Raw genomic sequence first — 19,339 nt, forward strand, 5'->3', positions numbered from 1 at the left:
TCTACCAATCTGTGCCAGCCTTGGAAGTATCTATCGCCTCGAAACCGAGATCAAAGGCCGGCGAGTCTGGCTCTAGATCGAAATCATTATTCTCCGGATCGACAAACAGTGGGTCGGCCACGGCTGAATTTGGCTCAACGCTCAATTCTCCCGCCACGTTTGCCTTGTAGTAGTCGTTCCATGCATATGCGTCGAGATGAGTATCAAATTCATTTCTTGCATCGAAAGGCGTATTCGAAAAATACAAATTCAGATCAGAATATCGAATCATCGATCGCAGCATATTGAATCTAGTCAAATCAGTCTCGCTCTCATCGAATTGGACGATATTATTTTTGATCAGCATTTTCTGGCTCTCGATCTGAGGTGTTGTTCCATCGTCGCCATTTTTGTATTCTGCTGCTGTCATATAGGAGGAGTAGAAACCATAGTCGACTATCTTGGCCAAAATATTATTAACTACTCGATTATTAATCCCGCTCATGTTCGTGTTTATGCCTTCTAGCGAATTGTAAACCAAATTATTTGTGATAGAGGTATTACTTTGGCCTTCGTCTAGATATATGCCCTCGAGACCAGTTCGAGAATCGTAGTGAAAATCAGTAGGGATAAGATCGGAAACAACATTGTTATCAATTGAAATCGGAACATTCCGAGCTCGATAAGAGTAGATCCCTCCGCCGTCATTTAGCTTTTGCATTACATTTTTGACTCTGTTTTTGGAAATCATAGTCAACGGCAAGTTGGAAGAAAATGTCACGTCGGGGAGTACTGCGCCAGGCGGCCACGAGTTCATAAAGGATCCGCGGATTCCGATATAACCAGCTGTGTCGATATCATTATTTTCGACAAGTGAACCTGCAGAATTGGAGAGCATAATCACTTGTGTTGTTTTGACCGTGCCGGAATTAATAAATTTATTATCGATTATCGCGCTATAGTTCGGCAGCAGTGTTCGATCGGCATACAAATTACCATAAATATATATTGGGGTCGTACCGATATTCTCAAAAGTATTTTTTTTGATTAAGACACGGTTATACATCCCGTTATACGCAGTAATATTAATTCCATTCCCACCGGTTCCTATAAAAGTATTTCCAACTATTTTCAGGCATGAAGAATTGACCGCAACTATGGCTCCAATCTCATTTAATACGCCACGGTTAGTATCATCATCGGCCTTATAGTCTGTTTGCGTTCCAGTAAACTTAATCCCCTCAATGTTCATATAATTTGTAGCAGACAGCGACAAAATAGTTGGGATCTTGCTGACGGCCACTGTTAGGTTATTTATATCTTCTCCGCTTTTAGGCCAGTAATACAGATCATTGTTTGGCGGGTCGAAATACCACTCGCCTTCGATGCTGAGTTTTTCAAACACATTTTCCAGGATATATCGGATTTTTCCGTCTTTCGAAGGGTCATCAGGATTGCGGTAACCACCGTTATAACAATAATGTATTGAAGGGTCCGCCCCGCCTGCAGTCGCATAAGTCTTAACAATTCCAGTCTCGTCGGCGACAGATTTGACTGGTTCGCTTGTCTCGGTCCATTTCACATATGAATGAACTCTAATGTCGGATAAGTTTTTGGAAGAAGAAGACAAGGTGTCCTCTTCGTCTGTTTTTTTGATATATTCACAATTTGAGACTTCGGCATGATTTTCTTTCTTTGGCATATCCGCGACGCTTGGTACTTCTGCCCCCGTCGCAGGATCGACCAAGGCATTGGCTATGTAATACCCGACATCTGGGTCTTTGGCTCGAGTTGCCTGAACACCGTTGACGATTAAATTATTCGGCTTCCAATCGACGCCTTCGATGCGGGCTTTGTAAATTGGCGAACCTTCGGACATCGGACTCCACACTGCAGAAACCTTGTTGCCGCCGACAAAGACAGGTTTCTCGTCAGAATAATTCTTGTATGTAATCGGATATTGGCTGGTCCCGCTGTCCGTTTCGCCGAAACCGACTACTTTGTCAAAATAGTAACTTCCACCTCGAATATTGACCTCAATTGGCTTGTCTAAACCGTTATGTGCTGCTTTGTAGGCGCGGATTTTGAGCCGAGCGCCGTCAATCGATGCGAGCGGGCCATCAGTATTATCGATATTTGGCTCAGGCAAAGCGCCGCTCCAGTCGTTGTTACCGTTGGTCGCCACATAATATCTTTGGGCGGTCGGTACAACGCCGAGCTGAAATGTATAGGCCAAATTGAAATTTGAGCCGGCTATTATATCGGGCAACAACCAAACTATTTTGTCACCCAAAAATTGACCGCCGTTGCTGATGCTGTTTTCGTTCACGGTCACACCGCTGGCAATCGGCAAATCAATTCGGACGTGATCGGCAGTGACCGATGAAGTATTTCTCACATTTATATTTGTTGCGATCGGGCTGGTGTCGCCATTCAAAATATATTTTTTGTCCTGGCTGACGGTAATTGAGACTAATGCGCTTGTCGCTTTAGCTTTCTCTACGCCAAAACCATCGAATTCGGAGAGATTAACACCAAAAACGATCGCCAGCGCTAGCACGATATTAATAATTTTTCTAAACATTCGTCCCTCAACTCCATATACAGTAATACTTATTAAGTATACATCAAGCGAAATCGTGAAACAAACAAAGCAGGTGTTCTCGTGGCTGGCTCCATCTAATTTCTAAAAAAATCAGTACCATGCTTATTATTTAAGACGACACTTGATAAAGTCGGTACAAATATAGATAATTGTATTAATGATTAAATTAGAAAAACGGACGAAGGTACAATTGATCGTAGTGAGCTGCTTGGCAATAATGCTGGCTGGGGTTTTCTTGGCCGGGACGAGAGGTTTCTTGCGAAAAAAAGCCGATACAATCTCAACTGATTCGAATCAGTTGACTGCAGTCGCATCATTAACCTATCAGAATGCAGACGGAGATTCGATGATCGAACAGTCTCAGTCGGTCGTGACGTTAGTTTCTCCTCTTACAATCAAAGCCCAGTTCAGGGGGAAAAGCGTTGCCAACGATAGTCCTGAAGTGTTTTTTGATTTTATTGATAGTTCTTCGAGCCAAAGTGTCGAAAAGATGTCGGCTACTTCCGTCGGGAGCGACGAATTTCAAGCTGATTGGACGTCAAAATCAGAGATTGATCCTGCTAAAACCCTCGACCTGAGAGTTAGCTCTCCAGGCTACCTATCTCGGAAGTTCGCAGGTATTTCTCTCCTGGAAGCCTCTCCAACCGTAAACTCTGCTTCTCTCATCGCTGGCGATATCAACCAAGACCGTAGAATAGACTGGCAGGATTATTTCACTTGGAAATCGTCTTACGGACAAAACACGACAAGTAATTTGAGCGATTTTAACGGCGATGGGGTAGTAAATTATAAGGACTACGCCGTTTCGTTTGGTACTCATTGCTACAACGCGACCGAAGCAAACCAGGATATCCAATGCCAATAATGAAAATAAAACTTTTGGCCATATCCGTTGTTATATTTCTCGCATATTTTGTGATGGTTTTGGCAATCAGAACAGAGCCCGCAATGGCCCAGGGCACTGGAGACCTAGAGTTGTCCTCATCTTGTACCTCGGCATGCGAGGTCGGTTCAGACTTGACTGTTACAGTTTCGGCTGTCGCTTCAACGTCTTCGATCGGTGCGGTCGAAGTCAATCTGAATTATGATAAAACCAAATTACAATACCAATCAGTTTCTTACTTTTCGGGCGAAAATGATTTCGCCGATCATTTCGCGGAGACAGTAAATCAGGATATCGCTGTAATCCATGTCGAAGCAGGGAAGCCAGGAGGGTTGGCAAGCGGGAGCGGCAATGTATTCGCAGTCTCATTTAAAGTCTTAGCTGCAGGGAGCGCTAGTGTTACGGCTGGCCCGATTGATGGTGCTAATCAGGATGGCAGAGTAAATTTGACCAGCAACTCCCTGGTTGTCTCCTGTATCGTCGCAACTGTTCCAGATACGATAGTAGATCCCCCTCCTACCCCTGCCGCTGTTGATGTAAACGAAGCTACCCCTGATGTAGCTGATACGAATACAAGCGCCGGCAGTTCCACACAAAAAACAAAAGCTACGACATATAGTTTTTCCAAATCCGAAGTTATCTTCGACAAAACAACCGCCTTGCCCGATGGCAATGATAAAATTTGCGCCAGTATATTACTCAAAAATTATGGGAAAATTGTGACTAGCTTGAAGCCAACTATCAAATCAGAGAGTGGCATAGATTTGGGGAAAACTACCTTGAGCAAGACCATATGGTCGGTCTGCGCAACCTCAAAACTAGCTGGTAGCAAAAGAATCAAGATTTCTGTCAAGAATATACTGATCAAAGATCAGGTCGTAGTTTTCGCAGCTCCTGTTACGGCGCCTGTGACAAGTGTTCCCGCGGCTACTGAAACAGTCGAGCCAGTAGCATCCATCAGCGATATCACCGAGACCATTATCCAACGGTTGCTAAGCGTCAAGGGCGGCGTTTCGGTCGCTTCTAAGAACGACATCCTGAACAGAAAAGGAATCACAAATGTAGACTTGGTCCAGATCTCTGGCACGGCCGAGCCTGGTACAAAGCTGAAGCTTTATATCCATTCCCCAGTTTTGATAGAGAAAGAAGTGACTGTCGGATCTGATGGCAAATGGAGCGCTGAGGTTGGTCAAACTCTAACACCAGGTACTCATCGTGTAGAGGCGGCGGTTGTAGACGAATACAACACAGAGTCTGATACTAGGTTGATTACCAAGTTTAGTGTTGCCAAATCAAAAAACAACCCTGTGATAATTACTGCGATTTCTTTGTTTGTCTTATTATCGGTTGGAATATTTTATTTCATTCGCCGAAAGCGGAAGATGCAGTTGATGAATCAGGCCCAGACTCCTACCGTGGCTACACCGGAACAGACTCCGATTCCAGCATCGTTGCCACAAAGTGAGACAGTGGTAACTGCCCCAAGCGCTAATTTAGCGCCGCAGAATATAACTACCCAGTCTACGGCTCAACCTGTCGGCCAAGTTCCTGCGGCCTTGCCACCGACTCCGCCAACTCCACAGTCTTCGACTCCGGATCAACAAGAGCTGGTATATCAACAAAACCCAGAGATTAAGTAAGCTCTCTGGGTTTCAAACACTCGGATTTCGATCAAATAGCACTATGAGTATTATTTTTTCTTCCTTTTGGTCAGGAAGAGATCCTTCGGCTCATCCGCTATATGGCGGATTCGCTCAGGATGACATGGACTATCTGTATTTTTTACGTTTATTAAGGAATGTCAATTTTGCTAATTGTTTTTCGAGTGCGGCAGAAGCGTCTGCGAATTCGACACTGTCTTTGGCTTGAGCCAGGCGATGTTCGGCTGCTTTTTTGGCCTCGATGATCTTTAGTTCGTTTAGATTTCCGGCCTCTTCTGCCGTATCGGCGAGGATCTTGACTAAGCCCTGTGAAATCTCAGCTACGCCGCCCTCAGTGGCCAGCTCGCGCACTTTGGCACCGTCTTTGATGATTATCTCGCCCGGTTTGAGCAAGGTGATCAGGGGCGTATGTCCGGGCAAAATAGTAATCTGGCCGTCACGAGTCGGCAAAGTAATCTCGGAGGCTGTCTCTTCGAATTTAACTCCGTCGGGCGCAATCAATTTTAGTTTGAAATTACTCATATATGCCTAAGCGATTGAGCCTTTCATATAGAACTCAGTTTCAGATTTAGAATCGTGTTTGCCAGCCAAGATCTCCTGGATGCTTTTGATCGTATCTTTGAGTGGGACGTAAACGCCAGGAATGCCAGAGAAGACTTCAGCAACGTGGAAAGGCTGAGAGAGGAATCTCTGGATCTTGCGGGCTCTGGCGACAGTCTGTTTGTCGTCGTCAGAAAGCTCTTCCATACCCAAGATGGCAATAATATCTTGCAAATCTTTGTATCTTTGCAAAATTTTCTGAACTTCACGAGCGACAGTGTAGTGCTCTTCGCCGACAATGTTTGGGTCAAGAATATTTGAGCTAGAAGCGAGAGGGTCAACAGCAGGATAAATACCAAGCTCGGCCAAGCTTCTCTCGAGCACGATTGTAGAGTCAAGATGAGCAAAAGTAGTAGCAGGAGCTGGGTCAGTCAAGTCATCAGCAGGAACATAAACGGCCTGAACTGAGGTGATTGAGCCCTTCTTGGTCGAAGTAATGCGCTCTTGGAGATTGCCCATTTCCTCAGCTAATGTTGGCTGATAGCCCACGGCTGATGGCATACGTCCCAAAAGTGTTGAAACTTCAGCACCGGCCTGTGTGAAGCGGAAGATGTTGTCGATGAAGAGAAGCACGTCTTTGCCTTCGTCACGGAAGTACTCGGCTTGTGCCAAACCGGTCAGAGCAACACGCATACGTGCTCCAGGTGGTTCGTTCATCTGGCCGAAGACCAAGGCAGTTTTCTCGAGAACGCCGGACTCTTTCATTTCGTTATAAAGATCATTTCCTTCACGAGTACGCTCGCCAACGCCAGCGAAGACAGAGAGACCAGCGTGCTCAGAGGCGATATTTCGGATCAACTCAGTGATGAGGACGGTCTTGCCTACGCCAGCACCACCGAAGAGGCCAACTTTACCACCTTTGGTGATCGGAGCGATCAGGTCAATAACTTTGATACCAGTCTCGAAGATTTCGACTTTGGTGTTTTGTTCGTCAAAGGAAGGAGCTGGGCGGTGGATCGGATAATATTTCTCAGGCTTCACGTTTGGTTTGCCGTCGATGGCGTCACCAGTAACGTTGAACATGCGGCCGAGCGAGGTCTTGCCGACTGGTACAGAGATTGGCTCGCCTGTGGCGGTCAATTCGATACCTCTCTGCAAGCCGTCAGTCGATGACATGGCTACAGCGCGGACAGTTTGATCGTCAAGATGCTGTTGGACCTCGAAAACGAGGCGCTTGCCGTCAAGTTTGGTCTCAATCGCTTCGTAAATTTCCGGAAGCTTTTCCGTAAATTGTGCGTCGATAACTGCGCCGATGATCTGAGTGATTTTTCCTTTGTTTCCGCCAGAGGTGGATTTCATTTCATTCAACATTTTATTCCTTATGTTTCTATTGATTACTTTGTAATTATTTCATTGCTTCTGCCGCGCCTGATATCTCTGCAATTTCGCGGGTGATATTGTCTTGGCGAACAGAGTTGTAAAGCAATTTGAGCTCGCTGACCAAATCCTCGGCGTTGTCAGTGGCACTTTGCATTGCCACCATCTGAGCTGAATACATTGAGGCGTTAGCTTCTAGAATTGAACCGTAAATCTGAGTACGCAGGACCTGGCGGAGGATTCCGTCCATAACCTCGTCGGCGGTCGGTTCAAATTTAAATTCAACCTCGTTTTCATCAGTTTTCTCCCATACTTCGCCATGATCGATATGATCATCGACAATAGGCAGAAGCTGTTTGACGACGGGAACTTGCTTGAGCGACGAGACAAAGTGAGAGTAGATCACGACCACGCGGTCGTAATTGCCCTTCAAGAATTCCTCGTTGGTCAATTTGGAGATAGGAATGATATCATCGACGGAAATCTTGCTTTCAAATCCTGGGAACTCGGCGATAAGGCGGCCGACTTTGTAACGCTTGACGAACTCAGCACCCTTTTTTCCAATTGTAATGACGTCACAGCCACCCTGATAAGCTCGGCAAGTTTCATCGTTGCAAGCGCACATTTCCTTCTCAAACTGTAAGAATTTCTTCAAAACTTCCGAATTGTATGAGCCGCAAAGGCCGCGGTCGGAGGAGACTAGGATGATAGCCATTTTCTTGATCGGACGATCGGCAATCAAGGGGTGATTTTCAGGCAAAGTCAATTTGGCCAAGCGAGAAAGCATATTCCAAGCGTTTTGAATGTAGGCGCGGGCAGTTTGAGCTGCCTTGACCGATTTTTGCATCTTAATAGAGGCGATCATTTGCATCGCTTTGGTAATTTGCTTTGTGTTGTTGACCGATTTGATTCGGCGTCTAAATTCTTGTGTTGAAGCCATTATAATTGACTAAATTACTATTTTATTGTAAAAGAATATTATTGGAGGGTAATATTATGGCCAAAACAACAGGTGGCGGTTGCCATTGTCCCAGTTGCGTGTGGGGCCCCAACAGTCATCCGGGAAAGAAGGTTAAGCCTTGCGAGAAATGTAACGATGATCTTTGCTACTGGCCAAGGCCAAGGGCTGAAGGCCAGGATGCCATCGACAAAAGTCAGGGTTTTTCCAAAAAATCTCTGGAAGAGAAAGGCCTTTGGTAGAGTAGGGGGTATCACTATGAAATGCCGAAACTGTGGCGCTCCCGATGATGGGATGCTTAGCGCTTGCCCAAGATGCGGTGCCGACCTGGAATGTTCCGGATCAAGAGTCGAAAAGGTTTCCGATGCGGAACCAAATGCTAAATCACCAAATCAGAAAACCGTGTCTGAGACTAATCCTGCTGCAATCTCAAAATAGAGTTGCAGCTTTTTATTTTCCCTTTGTAATGTGCGTCTCAGTTTTATCCGAGCGGAGGGAGAACCGAAGTCCTCACTCTCGTTCGAACAATATTTATTTCTTCTCAGTTTCTTCTTTGGACTCTTTTGATTCTTCTTTGATTGCTTCGGAAACCTTCTTCGTATTTTTGGCCAAGAAGTCTTTCAATTTCTCTTCTTCCTTTTCATCCATGGCGCCTTTTTCTTTGATCGAAGTCATGACATCTTTGATTGCGGTTTTGGCTTTGGAAAGAATTGATTTTTCAACCTCTTTGATCTCGGTCACTTCGTAGCTGTCGAGATAACCGTTGATTGCGGCGTAAAGGCCGACAACCTGCTCTTCAACTGGCATTGGGCTAAACTGAGGCTGTTTCAAGAGCTCAGTGACTCGTTTGCCGCGTTCGATTGTCTTCTTGGTCTCTGGGTCAAGATCGGAGGCAAATTGAGCAAAAGCGGCCAATTCACGATATTGTGCCATCTCCAATTTTAATCTGCCAGCTACCTTCTTCATCGCTTTGATCTGAGCGGCGCCACCAACACGGGAGACGGAGATACCGATATTCAATGCTGGGCGAATACCCTGATAGAAAAGGTCAGACTCGAGGAAGATTTGGCCGTCCGTGATTGAAATTACATTTGTCGGAATATAAGCTGAAACGTCGCCAGCTTGTGTTTCGATAATTGGCAGAGCGGTCATTGAGCCGCCGCCAAAGTCCTTATTCAATCGGCAAGCACGTTCGAGAAGTCGGGAGTGCAAATAGAAAACGTCTCCTGGATAAGCTTCACGTCCTGGCGGCCGGCGAAGGAGGAGGGAAACTTGGCGGTAAGCCCAAGCCTGTTTGGTCAAGTCATCGAAAATAATTAGGACATCCTTGCCCTTTTCCATAAAATATTCGCCAATGGCACAGCCAGTGTAAGGAGCTAGGTAGGAGAGGGAAGCGGGGTCGGAAGCACCAGCCAAGACGATGGTGGTGTATTCCATGGCGCCGGATTCTTCGAGTTTGGCCTGGATACGAGCAACTTTGGATTTCTTCTGTCCGATCGCGACATAAATACAGATTGGACGAGTGGCTTTGGGCTCATCTTTTTGATTGATGATAGTGTCGATGGCGATAGCGGTCTTGCCAGTGCCACGGTCACCAATGATGAGCTCACGTTGGCCACGGCCGATAGGGATTAGGGCGTCGATGGCTTTGATACCAGTTTGGAGGGGGACAGTCACACCCTGACGAGTGATAACACCAGGCGCAACCTTCTCGATTGGCATTGATTTATCTGTTTTGAAAGCGCCTTTGCCATCGAGTGGCACGCCGAGTGGGTCGACAACACGACCGATGATGGCCTCACCAACATCGATTTTGGCGACGTTGCCAGTGCATTTGACCTTGCTACCAGCTTCGATCGCTTGGTAATCGCCCAGGACGATCGCGCCGATAGAAGCCTCTTCGAGGTTGAGCGCCATGGCCGTAACTTCGCCTGATTTTGTCTCGATCGAGAGAAGCTCGCCAGACTTGGCATCTTTGAGGCCATAAATCTTGGCGATACCATCACCGATTTCGGCAACTTCACCAGCTGACTGCTCTTTGACTTTGGAATCAAAGTCAAGAATTTCTTTTTTCAATTCGTCTATGATGTTTGACATCGTTATACTCCGGTATTTTTATTTAGTTTTTCTCTTAATTTGATAATTTTTCCCTCGGCTGACAGGTCGATGATCTTGTCTTCGACTTTGACAATAATGCCGGTGGTGCCGCTTTTGGCCGTATTACGTATTACGTATTTGGTATTAGGGTTTTTGGCGGATAATTTTTGGGTAATATCAAGGATTTCGTTCTCATCAAGTGGTTTTTCGGAATAAACCTTGGCGATGGTTTTGCCCTCAGAGCGAGCGGATTCGATTTCTAATTCTTCCAAGATCCTGCCCAAATCTTTGTATTGTTTGTTCTTCTGCAACATGTGCCAGAAGTTCTTGGCGATCACCTTCAAATTGTCCGCCTTGGCGGATTCGATCAGGATCTTGGCATAAATTTGAGGTTTTATCTTCATAAAATTAAAGTTCTGAGATAGCTTTACTTGTCATTTTTTTCTTCTCTTCTGCCGTAAACTCAGTACCGACAATCTTGTCCAGGGCGATGATGACAACATCTGAGATTTCCTTCTTGGCGTCCTTCATCACATTGGCTTTGACTTGATCAGCCTCGGCCTTGGCATTTTTGATCGTACGTTCTGCCTGCTCAGCTGCTTTGTCTCCAATAGCGCTAGTCTCAGCAAGAGCTGCTACCTTGGCATTCTTCAAGATTTCATCAGCTTCTTTGAAAGCTTTGTCTCGGATTTCAGTTGCTTCCTTCTCTGTCTCTGCCAATTTCTTGGCTGCCTTGTCTGCGTCGGACAAGCCCTTCTGAATCTTCTCTTGGCGATCAGTCAGCATTTTGAGAATTGGTTTGTAGGCAAATTTAGAGAGCAAGAAAAAGAGTAGACCAAAGTTAATGATCTGAGCGATAATAAGTTTTAAGTCAATTCCAAGGGCTTCCATAGACTCCTTCGGAGTAATTTCTAATTATTAATTTCTAATTTCTAATCAATTTCTAATTATTAATTAATAATTGAATAATAATTAAGAACTAAAAATTAAGAATTTTTAAGTGTACTTAGCAACAGCGGAAAGTTCCGCGTGCTGCATAACTGCACTCATTATACAAACTTAACAATGAGGGCGATAACCAAAGCGTAGATAGCAACGGCTTCGGCGAAGGCGGCGGTCAAGATCATAGGACCTTGGATTTTGCCTGCGGCTTCTGGATTGCGTCCGATAGCTTCAACGGCCTTGGCACCGATCATACCGATACCGATAGCTGGCCCGATAGCGCCAACACCGATCGCGATAGCGGCGGCGAGGGAAGATACTGCTTCTGCTTCCATAAATACTCCAATATTAATTTCTAATTATTAATTTCTAATTTCTAATCAATTTATAATTATTAATTAATAATTGAATAAAAATTAAGAACTAAAAATTATGAATTATGCCGCATGCGCTGGTGCGCTTTCGTGCTCTTCGTGTGCACTGTGATCTTCGGTCGCAGTCTTGATGAAGACAGCAGCTAGCATGGTGAAGACAAGCGCTTGGATGAAGCCAACGAAGATCTCAAGACCGTAGAAGGGAATCGGACCGACATAAGGAAGAAGCCAGGTAATAACGGCGAGCAGAACCTCTCCGGCGAAGATATTGCCGAAAAGACGGAAGGAGAAGGAGATAATGCGGGAAAATTCGCCAATAATCTCAAGGATTCCAACAAAGAAACCAATTGGGCCTTCCTTGAAATTGATGAATTTTCCACCGTACTTCCAAATCCCGATTGCGAAAATGCCGAAGAATTGTACCAGCGTCATGGTCATGAGAGCCAAAGCCAAGGTAGTGTTCAAATCAGCATTACCGCCACGAAAGATCGGAACAAGTATTTCTTTGCCGTGGACTATCTCGTGGATGCCGATCGAGCCAACGCCGGGCAGAAGACCAAGCCAGTTGTTGAAAATGATGAAAAGGAAGATCGTAGCAAGATAGGGGAAATATTTCTTGGTCTGATTCATGTCGCCCATCACAGAGTTGACCAAGCCTTGGAGCATCTCGACAACCATCTCGGCGCCATTTTGAATTCCCCTTGGAATCAGGCTCATCTTTCTAGTAGCCACAATGGCCAAAACGATGATTATCAAAGTAGCAATCCATGAAGTAAACATCGAATTGGTGATCGGTATGGGCCCCAAGTGGGCAATTTTTTCTGCAGCTAGCGATATCTCCATGAGATATTAATTTCTAATTATTAATTTCTAATTTCTAATCAATTTATAATTATTAATTAACAATTGAATAAAAATTAAGAACTAAAAATTATTGCTTGTTGATACTTTCGAATTGCTTCAACATTTTGACGACCAGTTGTTTGATCGCGAAATAAATAATTGCGGTCGCGAGGACGAGGCCTCCGAAAAAGAGATAATGGTGCTCAGGGAAGTATTTTCGATCCAGGGAGCGTCCGAGCAAACCAAAAAAAACTAACGGGATCGCCGTTGTCAGCCCGATTTGGCCAATAAAACTATAAGCAAATATCAAGTTTTTCTTCATCTGTACTTAAGAAATTACCATTTATTCGCTTCTAAATCAACTTAAGGCTATTGGCGTTTCCTGTCAATCCTGGGAACGGTTGACCTCAAATTGGTTTTGTAGTAATATGTCTACCCGCCTAGAGGTCGTTCCCGGAATATGAAAGGTTAAAGCTCTTGTTTATGAGCGGAAAATCAGGAACGATGTTGGTTTTCCCGGCATAGCCCAGAACTGTCCAGTTAAGAAAAGAAGGGTCGCGAACTTCGACTCGAGAAATTCCGCCTTTGCTATCGGTCGCGATGAAATAAACGATCTCGCCTCGCCAGCCCTCGACAATGCCGATAGAGTAAGAATCTTTGGCTAAATTAATATTGCCAGAAGCGCAAATATCGCCAGTCTCGGTGAGATTCTCCAGGGCGTGAAGAATAATCCCAATCGAAGCGTTGGCCTCCTTGACTCTGATTTTGAAGCGGGCGTTGACGTCGCCAGTTTCTTCGATTGCGATTTTGAAGGGAACCTTGGCATAGGCGGCGTAAGGATATTCGATTCTAGCGTCTTTTTCGATTCCGAGAGCTCGTCCAGCCACACCTACGACACCATGGTCTACTGCAATTTCCGGGTCGAGTGTGCCCGTTTTTTCTAACCTGTTTTGGAGAGAACTGGTGTCGTTTGCGATCTCAATAATTTCGGCGAAATCTTTTTTGATTTTTTCCAAGTCTTTCGCAAGATCGTTTCCTTGGCTGCCTGAGATATCTTTGGTGACGCCGCCGATTGCGTTTGTGCCTCGGAGGAAGCGACTGCCTGTTATCCTCTCGTTGATCTGCATAATCATCTCTCTTAATCTGGTGCCGTTGCTGCCACCGAAGCTAAATCCGGTGTCCAGCATCATGAAACCGATGTCACCAAAATGATTGGAAAGCCGCTCGAGCTCGGCGAATATTACTCGAAGCCATTTGGCTTTTTCCGGGATTTTTGTATTTGAAATTGCCTCAACCGCCTGACAAAAAGCAAGCGAATGACTGAAGGCAGAATCGCCGGAAATTTTTTCAGATAATTTGATCTTCTGCTCTAGCGGCAATATTTCAAACAATTTTTCTGAGCCTTTGTGAACATATCCCAGCTTTGCTTCTAGATTAACAATTTCTTCGCCGGCAACGCTGAAGCGGAAGTGGCCAGGCTCGATAATGCCGGCGTGGACTGGGCCGACCGGAATTTCATAAATGCCTTCACCTTCGATTTTGGCAAATTCGTAAGTGCCATCAGCTTGTGGCGGCCGGTGGTCCCAGGCGAAATTTTTTCTTAGAGGATGTTGATTTGCAGGCCAGTTTTCGTGCAAAATGATTGGTTTCGGGTCAATGTGACCGACTGGATGCAAGCCAAAAAAAGTTCTAATTTTTCTCTCGTAGTTCGTGATCTCGTGGATTTCGTTGGCGAGAGAAGGAAAGTCGGTCGAATCTCCAAGCTCGATATAGGGAACGAAAAAAACATTCTGTTTTGGGATGCCAAATACGTACATTATCTTGAAAGTTCCGTTACCATTGTCGATAGCGAGAGCAGTCTTGAGCTGGAGATGCCGTCCGTGATAAAGATCTTTACAGACGTCCATGATGTTGGATATAGAAACTTCGTAAATGTTGATATTGCCAAAATTTTGGAGATTTTCGTTGCCTATTAAATTTTTGATTTTTTCTTCCATAATTTAGTAAACAAGTGTTGCTCTTGTGATTAATGTTTTTAATGGGCCAGGCAGGTAGACACTCAAGATAATCAGGACAGAAGCGAGGAGAATCAAAGGTAAAATGTTCCATTTACTAGATTCGCCCACAGCGAGGCTCTCTTCATTTTTACTGAAAACCATTGCACTTGTGTGTCGAAGGAACCCAATGAAAATGAGCGCGATTGAGAAGAGGGCCAAAACAGTGATAACTGGGTGGAGCTTGATCCCTGCTGCAAGAATAGAGAATTCGGTTAGAAATATGCCGAAAGGTGGAACCCCAGTGATGGCCAGAATACCGATCACGAATAGTATGCCAGTGATTGGCAGGGTGATGGCAACACCTCGGATTTTGGCTATCTTGGTCGAACTGTATTTGAGGAAGATATTGCCTGAAGCCAAGAAGAGAAGTGGTTTGGCTAGCGAGTGATAGATCATATGGAGGAAAGCGGCAAAAACGCCGGCGCCGCCGAAGCCGATTCCAAGTGAGACAATGCCCATGTGCTCGATCGTGGAATAGGCCAGAAGCCGTTTGTAGCTACTCTGAAGATAGATCATGAGGGCGGAGAGCAAGATTGAAAAGAGTCCAAAATAAATCATCAAGTTCTGGGCGAAGCCAGGATCGATCTTATCGACGACTACTTTGAATCTTAGAATTGCGAAAAAGGCGATATTCAGTAACACACCAGACAAGAGGCCACTGATAGGCACAGGGGCCTTGCCATGGGCATCTGGTAGCCAGGTATGCATTGGGACGAGACCCATTTTGGTGCCGTATCCGACTAGGATGAAGAGGAAGGCGATTTTTGCGATAACTGGATTCAAGGAGCTTGCGTTGGCCAGGACATCGTTCCAGCTGATCAGGGAATGGTCACCGGCAATTGACATGGAGGCTGAGAGGAAGAGGAGCGTGCCGAAAAAGGCGAGCAAAAGACCGACAGAGTTGATAATCAGGTATTTCCAGGCTGCCTCGATCGAGGATGGTTTGCCGTAAAAACTGATCAAAAACGCGGTTGATAAGGTTGTCGCCTCGACGGCGATCCAGGTCATAATCGGGTTTGAGGCGGAGACGGCGCAGAGCATTGTGGCCAGGAAAATATTGAGTAGGACATAATATTGACGGACGCGACTAAATCCGATTATTTCCTTCTTCATTTCTGCTCGTAAATAGCCGACTGAATAGAGGGAAGCGATCAGACCGATAAACGAGATGAGGAGAAGGAGAATCGCGCCGAGCGCGCCAACGTTGAGGTATTGTAAGAGTACGTAGCTCTGGTTTGTCAGAACTTCTCTTGCTACTGCTATCGAAAGAACGAAGACGGATAAGGATGAGACAACGGTAAATGTTTCCAACAGGCGAGTTCGTTTTTTCACCACAGCAGAAAGAGCTGCGGCTAAGAGCGGTATTACAATAATTAAAGCTAAAATCATACGTTATCCTTTTAAATTGGTCATCGCAGAGACATCTGTGGTGTGGAATTTTTTGTAAATTATAGAGACAAAGACAGTGGCAACAATAATCCAAACGGCGATATCAAAGGTGATCCCGAGTTCCAACCCGAGCCCTTGCCCCAGTCCGGCGGCGAGAACAAAGGAAACGATGGCGTTTTCGAGTGAGAGGATACCGATCATCTGCGAGAGAGCGCCTTTTCTGTTGATAATCAGGAAGAGGGAGATAAACATTGATGCAATGCAGATGTATAGGGCGTTCTCGTTGGCCGGTGCCAGAGTAGTGAGCGGTTGGAAAAATCTGGAGTGAGCGATGGTGGTGATGATAGCGATGCAAGTGAGCGTAAGCGGCAGATTGAGATAATTGTTGGGCGACATCTGGAGGGCTTGTCTTTTAATTAATTTCAAGAAAAAAGCTGGCGCAGCAAACACCTTTATTCCTAAAATTAATATTGCTAAGAAGCCGAGCGAGATCGAACGGTCCAGGATGGCGGAGTAGATCATTAGAGACGCAATTAAGACTGATTGAACGGCGTAAAGGTAGACAAAAGGGCGGCTCTGTTTGGCCAGATGCATCAAGACGATCAGCAGAAAAACCGCGAGATCGACCAGAAACAAAAATTGTGTGGGGATTAGGTGTTCCATAATTAGATGATCAAGCCAATCGCAATGGCGCTAATAATAAACGAGGTAAATAACAGATCTGGCAGGCGGAAGAAACGGTATTTCGAAATGCTGGATTCGAGAAGAGCGATGAAAATGGCTAAGGCTAGGATCTTGGCTAAGAAGATGAGAAGAGCCAGAACGAGCGCGGGAAGTGCCAAAGAGGTTGCGATTCCCCAAGGAAAAAACAAGTTGGCGCCTAAGGCCAGGAAGATCATCATTTTGTTGGCGGCGGCCCACTCGATTAGGGCGAGACGTTTGCCTGAATATTCGAGAATCATTGCTTCGTGAATCATTGTGAGCTCCAAATGGGTGGCGGGATTATCAAATGGAAATCGACCAGTTTCGGCCAGAAGTACGATTATAAACCCAATGAAGGCGAGAACAACTGGCATGAAAGAGGTTATTGGTAAGTGGATTATCGAGCTTACAATATTCGTGAGATTAGTCGAATGGGCAAGTAGGGCTAGGGTCAACATTGAAAAGATCAAGCCTCCCTCGGCCAAAGCCGATATAGTCATCTCACGGCTTGAGCCGAAGCCGCCGAAGGCGCTTCCGGTATCGATTCCGGCTAGAGCGAGGAAGAAAGTCCCAATGGCGAAGAGGTAGATTATGACTAGAAAATCGCCGGTAATATTGTTGTGGAGAGCAGTAGTGATCAAGGGCAGGCTCAGAGCGATCACTAGAGTAACGGCGAAAAGGATAAAGGGCATAAATCTAAATATCCAGGAGGCGTCATGACTGACTACTTCGTCTTTGTGAAAAAGCTTCGCTAAATCCTGATAAGGTTGGAAGACACTTGCTCCTCGGCGGTTTTGCAAATTGGCTTTAATCTTTCTAATAATTCCGACGAAGAGCGGCGACAAGGCTGGAATCAGCATGAATTGGAATAATGTGATTAAGAAATTAGTCATTATTTTATTACTCCCGCGATCAATAGGATGATTAAGGCGATAAAGATATAAAGAATATAAGCGTTGACGTTTCCGCTCTGGCTGATTTTTGCAAAGTTTGAAGCCTTGGCAAACATTTTTTGTAGAGGTGCGTAGAAATATGATTTGTAAACGTCTGTGGTTTCGAGGCTCAAACTATGAGACTTGGGAAAATATTTGGCGTTCCCTTCGTGATAAACAGTCTCGATTTCTTTGGTTGGACGGAGAATACTTGCGAAAATTAGGATGATGGAGCGGCTAAAACCGGTGGCTGTGATCTCCATTCGAGGGCCGAGGTCAGTACCACAATCCCAGGTAATCTCTTTTCTCAATTTTTGTTTTCTTGCAATCATTCGGACGATTACAAAAGTCACGATCAAGGCTAATCCCAGAATCAGAAATATTCTAATTAACGAGATCGAAGCGAAGCTATCAGAGGTGCCGATAGTCGAAGATTGATAATTTAGTTTTGAATTAAACTCGTGAAAAGCTGAGACGCCTTGGGCTACCTTCGATAGAGCTGTAGAGACATAGCCAGAGAATACACCCAAAATAAGGGTCAGAGCGGCAAGCATGCCCATACTGAAGGTCAACGATGAGGAAGATTCAGTGATATTCTTGATGTTCTCACTTCTGGGACGAGCTAGGAAAGTAACGCCGAAAACTTTGACAAAACAGGCCGCGGCAAGGCCGCCAGTCAAAGCGAGAGCTCCAGCTGAGACGATAAAAGCCCATTGGGCGACCGGGCTGCCCAATCTGATTCCCGCGAAGAGAGATTGAAAAGTAATCCATTCGCTGGCGAAACCGTTGAACGGAGGCAGCGCGGAAATTGCCATAGAACCGATTAGGAAGAACAGGGCGGTCAGCGGCATGTATTTGATAATCCCACCGTACTTCTCAATGTTTCTGGTGCCAGTTTTTTGAATAACTGAGCCGGCGCCCATAAAGAGAAGGGCCTTGAAAATCGCGTGGTTCAAGGTGTGAAAAAGGGCGGCAACCAAGCTTAGAACAGCAAAAGTGTGGAGACCGAGTGAATTGAAGGTGAGGGCGCTGCCAAGCCCAAGCAAAATAATGCCGATATTTTCAATGCTATGATAGGCCAATAATTTCTTAATGTCATGTTCTGAGAGAGCGTAGAGAACGCCAAGAACTGAGGAAATAGATCCGATCGCCAGAATAGTAATGCCCCACCAAACTGGTCCGCCTGGGAATATATCCAGGAACAGTCTGATAAGCATGAAAATCCCTGTTTTGATCATAACGCCAGACATCAGAGCCGAGACATGTGAAGGGGCGGCTGGATGTGCGCTTGGAAGCCAGATATGAAGAGGAATAATACCAGCCTTCGTGCCAAAACCAATCAGAGCAAAGATAAAGGCTAGCGTTTGGGTATGCGGAGAAACCAGCCCGATGTTGTTCTTAATTACTTCGAAATCGAAGGAGCCGGTGGAACGATAGAGCAATAGGAAAGCAAGAATGATGAAGGCTGTTCCGACATGAGTCATGATGAAGTACAAGAAGCCGGCCTGGATGTTTTTGATCTCGTTCTTCTCGTAGATCACGAGGAAGTAGGAAGCGAGCGACATGATTTCCCAGACGATCAGGAAGAAGAGGGCATTGTGCGCGGTCACAACCAGAAGCATGCCGGCGATAAAGGCGTTATAAAAGAAGCCGAGACTTCCGATATTGTACTTGCGATAATAATGTTTGACGTAGCCATAGCCATAAATTGAGGCGAAAAGAGCTATCAGCGAGATAACAAGGACGAAAAATCCAGAGAGAAGGTCTGCGTGTACAGAGAACGAAAGGGCTGGTAGTGTCGATGGCAAGCTGAAGGAGAAACTGCCACCCTTGAAGATAGTAAGTATCGAAGAGAAAATCCCGAAAATGGAGCCGAAAATTGCGAAGGCGCTGCTTGTGAAATTTGCGAGCTGGTCCTTTCGGCTGGCTAGCAACGAGAAAATCGCTCCGCATGCGAAGAGGGAAAGTGCAATAATAAAGGAAGACTCGGCGAGGTTCAT

General features: G+C 45.5%; 17 protein-coding genes. 2 read left to right on the forward strand and 15 right to left on the reverse strand.

All coding sequences use genetic code 11. The features are described 5' to 3' along the window. Window position 1: 1 nt before the first annotated feature. A complete protein-coding gene (locus WC227_01205; protein MFA6963319.1) occupies window positions 2-2,563 on the reverse strand; it encodes a right-handed parallel beta-helix repeat-containing protein in 2,562 nt (853 codons plus the stop codon). A 178-nt stretch (window positions 2,564-2,741) separates the two neighbouring features. On the opposite strand from WC227_01205, the gene WC227_01210 reads away from it, so the two are divergent. Together WC227_01210 and WC227_01215 are read left to right on the forward strand one after the other, a co-directional pair. Then, the gene (locus WC227_01210; protein ID MFA6963320.1) at window positions 2,742-3,449 is read left to right on the forward strand and encodes a hypothetical protein; all 708 of its coding nucleotides are present in this window, start codon (window positions 2,742-2,744) and stop codon (window positions 3,447-3,449) included. Further along, window positions 3,449-5,107, forward strand: a complete 1,659-nt coding sequence (locus WC227_01215; protein MFA6963321.1) for a cohesin domain-containing protein — start codon at window positions 3,449-3,451, stop codon at window positions 5,105-5,107. Before WC227_01210 ends, WC227_01215 begins: the two co-directional genes overlap by 1 nt. A 129-nt stretch (window positions 5,108-5,236) precedes the next feature. Here the strand turns inward: WC227_01215 and atpC are convergent, their stop codons facing one another. The 14 genes from atpC to hyfB form a co-directional block, all read right to left on the reverse strand. Further along, window positions 5,237-5,650, reverse strand: coding sequence for an ATP synthase F1 subunit epsilon (atpC, locus tag WC227_01220; GenBank protein MFA6963322.1), 414 nt, complete (start codon window positions 5,648-5,650; stop codon window positions 5,237-5,239). A gap of 6 nt (window positions 5,651-5,656) precedes the next feature. Then, window positions 5,657-7,039 (reverse strand): F0F1 ATP synthase subunit beta, encoded by a 1,383-nt coding sequence (gene atpD, locus WC227_01225; protein MFA6963323.1) that lies wholly within the window; start codon window positions 7,037-7,039, stop codon window positions 5,657-5,659. 34 nt (window positions 7,040-7,073) lie between these two features. Continuing rightward, window positions 7,074-7,985, reverse strand: a complete 912-nt coding sequence (gene atpG / locus WC227_01230; protein ID MFA6963324.1) for an ATP synthase F1 subunit gamma — start codon at window positions 7,983-7,985, stop codon at window positions 7,074-7,076. A 549-nt stretch (window positions 7,986-8,534) separates the two neighbouring features. Further along, entirely contained in the window at window positions 8,535-10,100 is a 1,566-nt protein-coding gene (gene atpA, locus WC227_01235) for a F0F1 ATP synthase subunit alpha (GenBank protein ID MFA6963325.1), read from the reverse strand. Between the two features lie 2 nt (window positions 10,101-10,102). Next, window positions 10,103-10,504, reverse strand: coding sequence for a F0F1 ATP synthase subunit delta (locus WC227_01240; GenBank protein ID MFA6963326.1), 402 nt, complete (start codon window positions 10,502-10,504; stop codon window positions 10,103-10,105). Between the two features lie 4 nt (window positions 10,505-10,508). Then, a complete protein-coding gene (gene atpF, locus WC227_01245) occupies window positions 10,509-10,991 on the reverse strand; it encodes a F0F1 ATP synthase subunit B (GenBank protein MFA6963327.1) in 483 nt (160 codons plus the stop codon). 158 nt (window positions 10,992-11,149) lie between these two features. Continuing rightward, the gene (gene atpE, locus WC227_01250; protein ID MFA6963328.1) at window positions 11,150-11,377 is read right to left on the reverse strand and encodes an ATP synthase F0 subunit C; all 228 of its coding nucleotides are present in this window, start codon (window positions 11,375-11,377) and stop codon (window positions 11,150-11,152) included. Window positions 11,378-11,479: 102 nt separating this feature from the next. Then, window positions 11,480-12,259 (reverse strand): F0F1 ATP synthase subunit A, encoded by a 780-nt coding sequence (gene atpB, locus WC227_01255; protein MFA6963329.1) that lies wholly within the window; start codon window positions 12,257-12,259, stop codon window positions 11,480-11,482. Between the two features lie 88 nt (window positions 12,260-12,347). Next, the gene (locus tag WC227_01260) at window positions 12,348-12,581 is read right to left on the reverse strand and encodes a hypothetical protein (protein ID MFA6963330.1); all 234 of its coding nucleotides are present in this window, start codon (window positions 12,579-12,581) and stop codon (window positions 12,348-12,350) included. Window positions 12,582-12,699: 118 nt separating this feature from the next. After that, window positions 12,700-14,256 (reverse strand): NADH-quinone oxidoreductase subunit C, encoded by a 1,557-nt coding sequence (locus WC227_01265; protein MFA6963331.1) that lies wholly within the window; start codon window positions 14,254-14,256, stop codon window positions 12,700-12,702. Window positions 14,257-14,259: 3 nt separating this feature from the next. Continuing rightward, entirely contained in the window at window positions 14,260-15,705 is a 1,446-nt protein-coding gene (locus WC227_01270) for a hydrogenase 4 subunit F (protein ID MFA6963332.1), read from the reverse strand. 3 nt (window positions 15,706-15,708) lie between these two features. Beyond that, entirely contained in the window at window positions 15,709-16,368 is a 660-nt protein-coding gene (locus WC227_01275; GenBank protein ID MFA6963333.1) for a hypothetical protein, read from the reverse strand. A gap of 2 nt (window positions 16,369-16,370) precedes the next feature. Continuing rightward, on the reverse strand, window positions 16,371-17,300 hold the full coding sequence (locus WC227_01280; GenBank protein ID MFA6963334.1) for an NADH-quinone oxidoreductase subunit H: 930 nt from the start codon (window positions 17,298-17,300) through the stop codon (window positions 16,371-16,373). Continuing rightward, complete coding sequence (hyfB, locus tag WC227_01285; GenBank protein ID MFA6963335.1) at window positions 17,300-19,339, reverse strand: hydrogenase 4 subunit B; 2,040 nt, start codon at window positions 19,337-19,339, stop codon at window positions 17,300-17,302. Before hyfB ends, WC227_01280 begins: the two co-directional genes overlap by 1 nt.

It is taken from the genome of Patescibacteria group bacterium (assembly GCA_041671645.1).
Lineage (GTDB): Bacteria > Patescibacteriota > UBA1384 > XYA2-FULL-43-10 > 1-14-0-10-43-13 > JBAZBD01.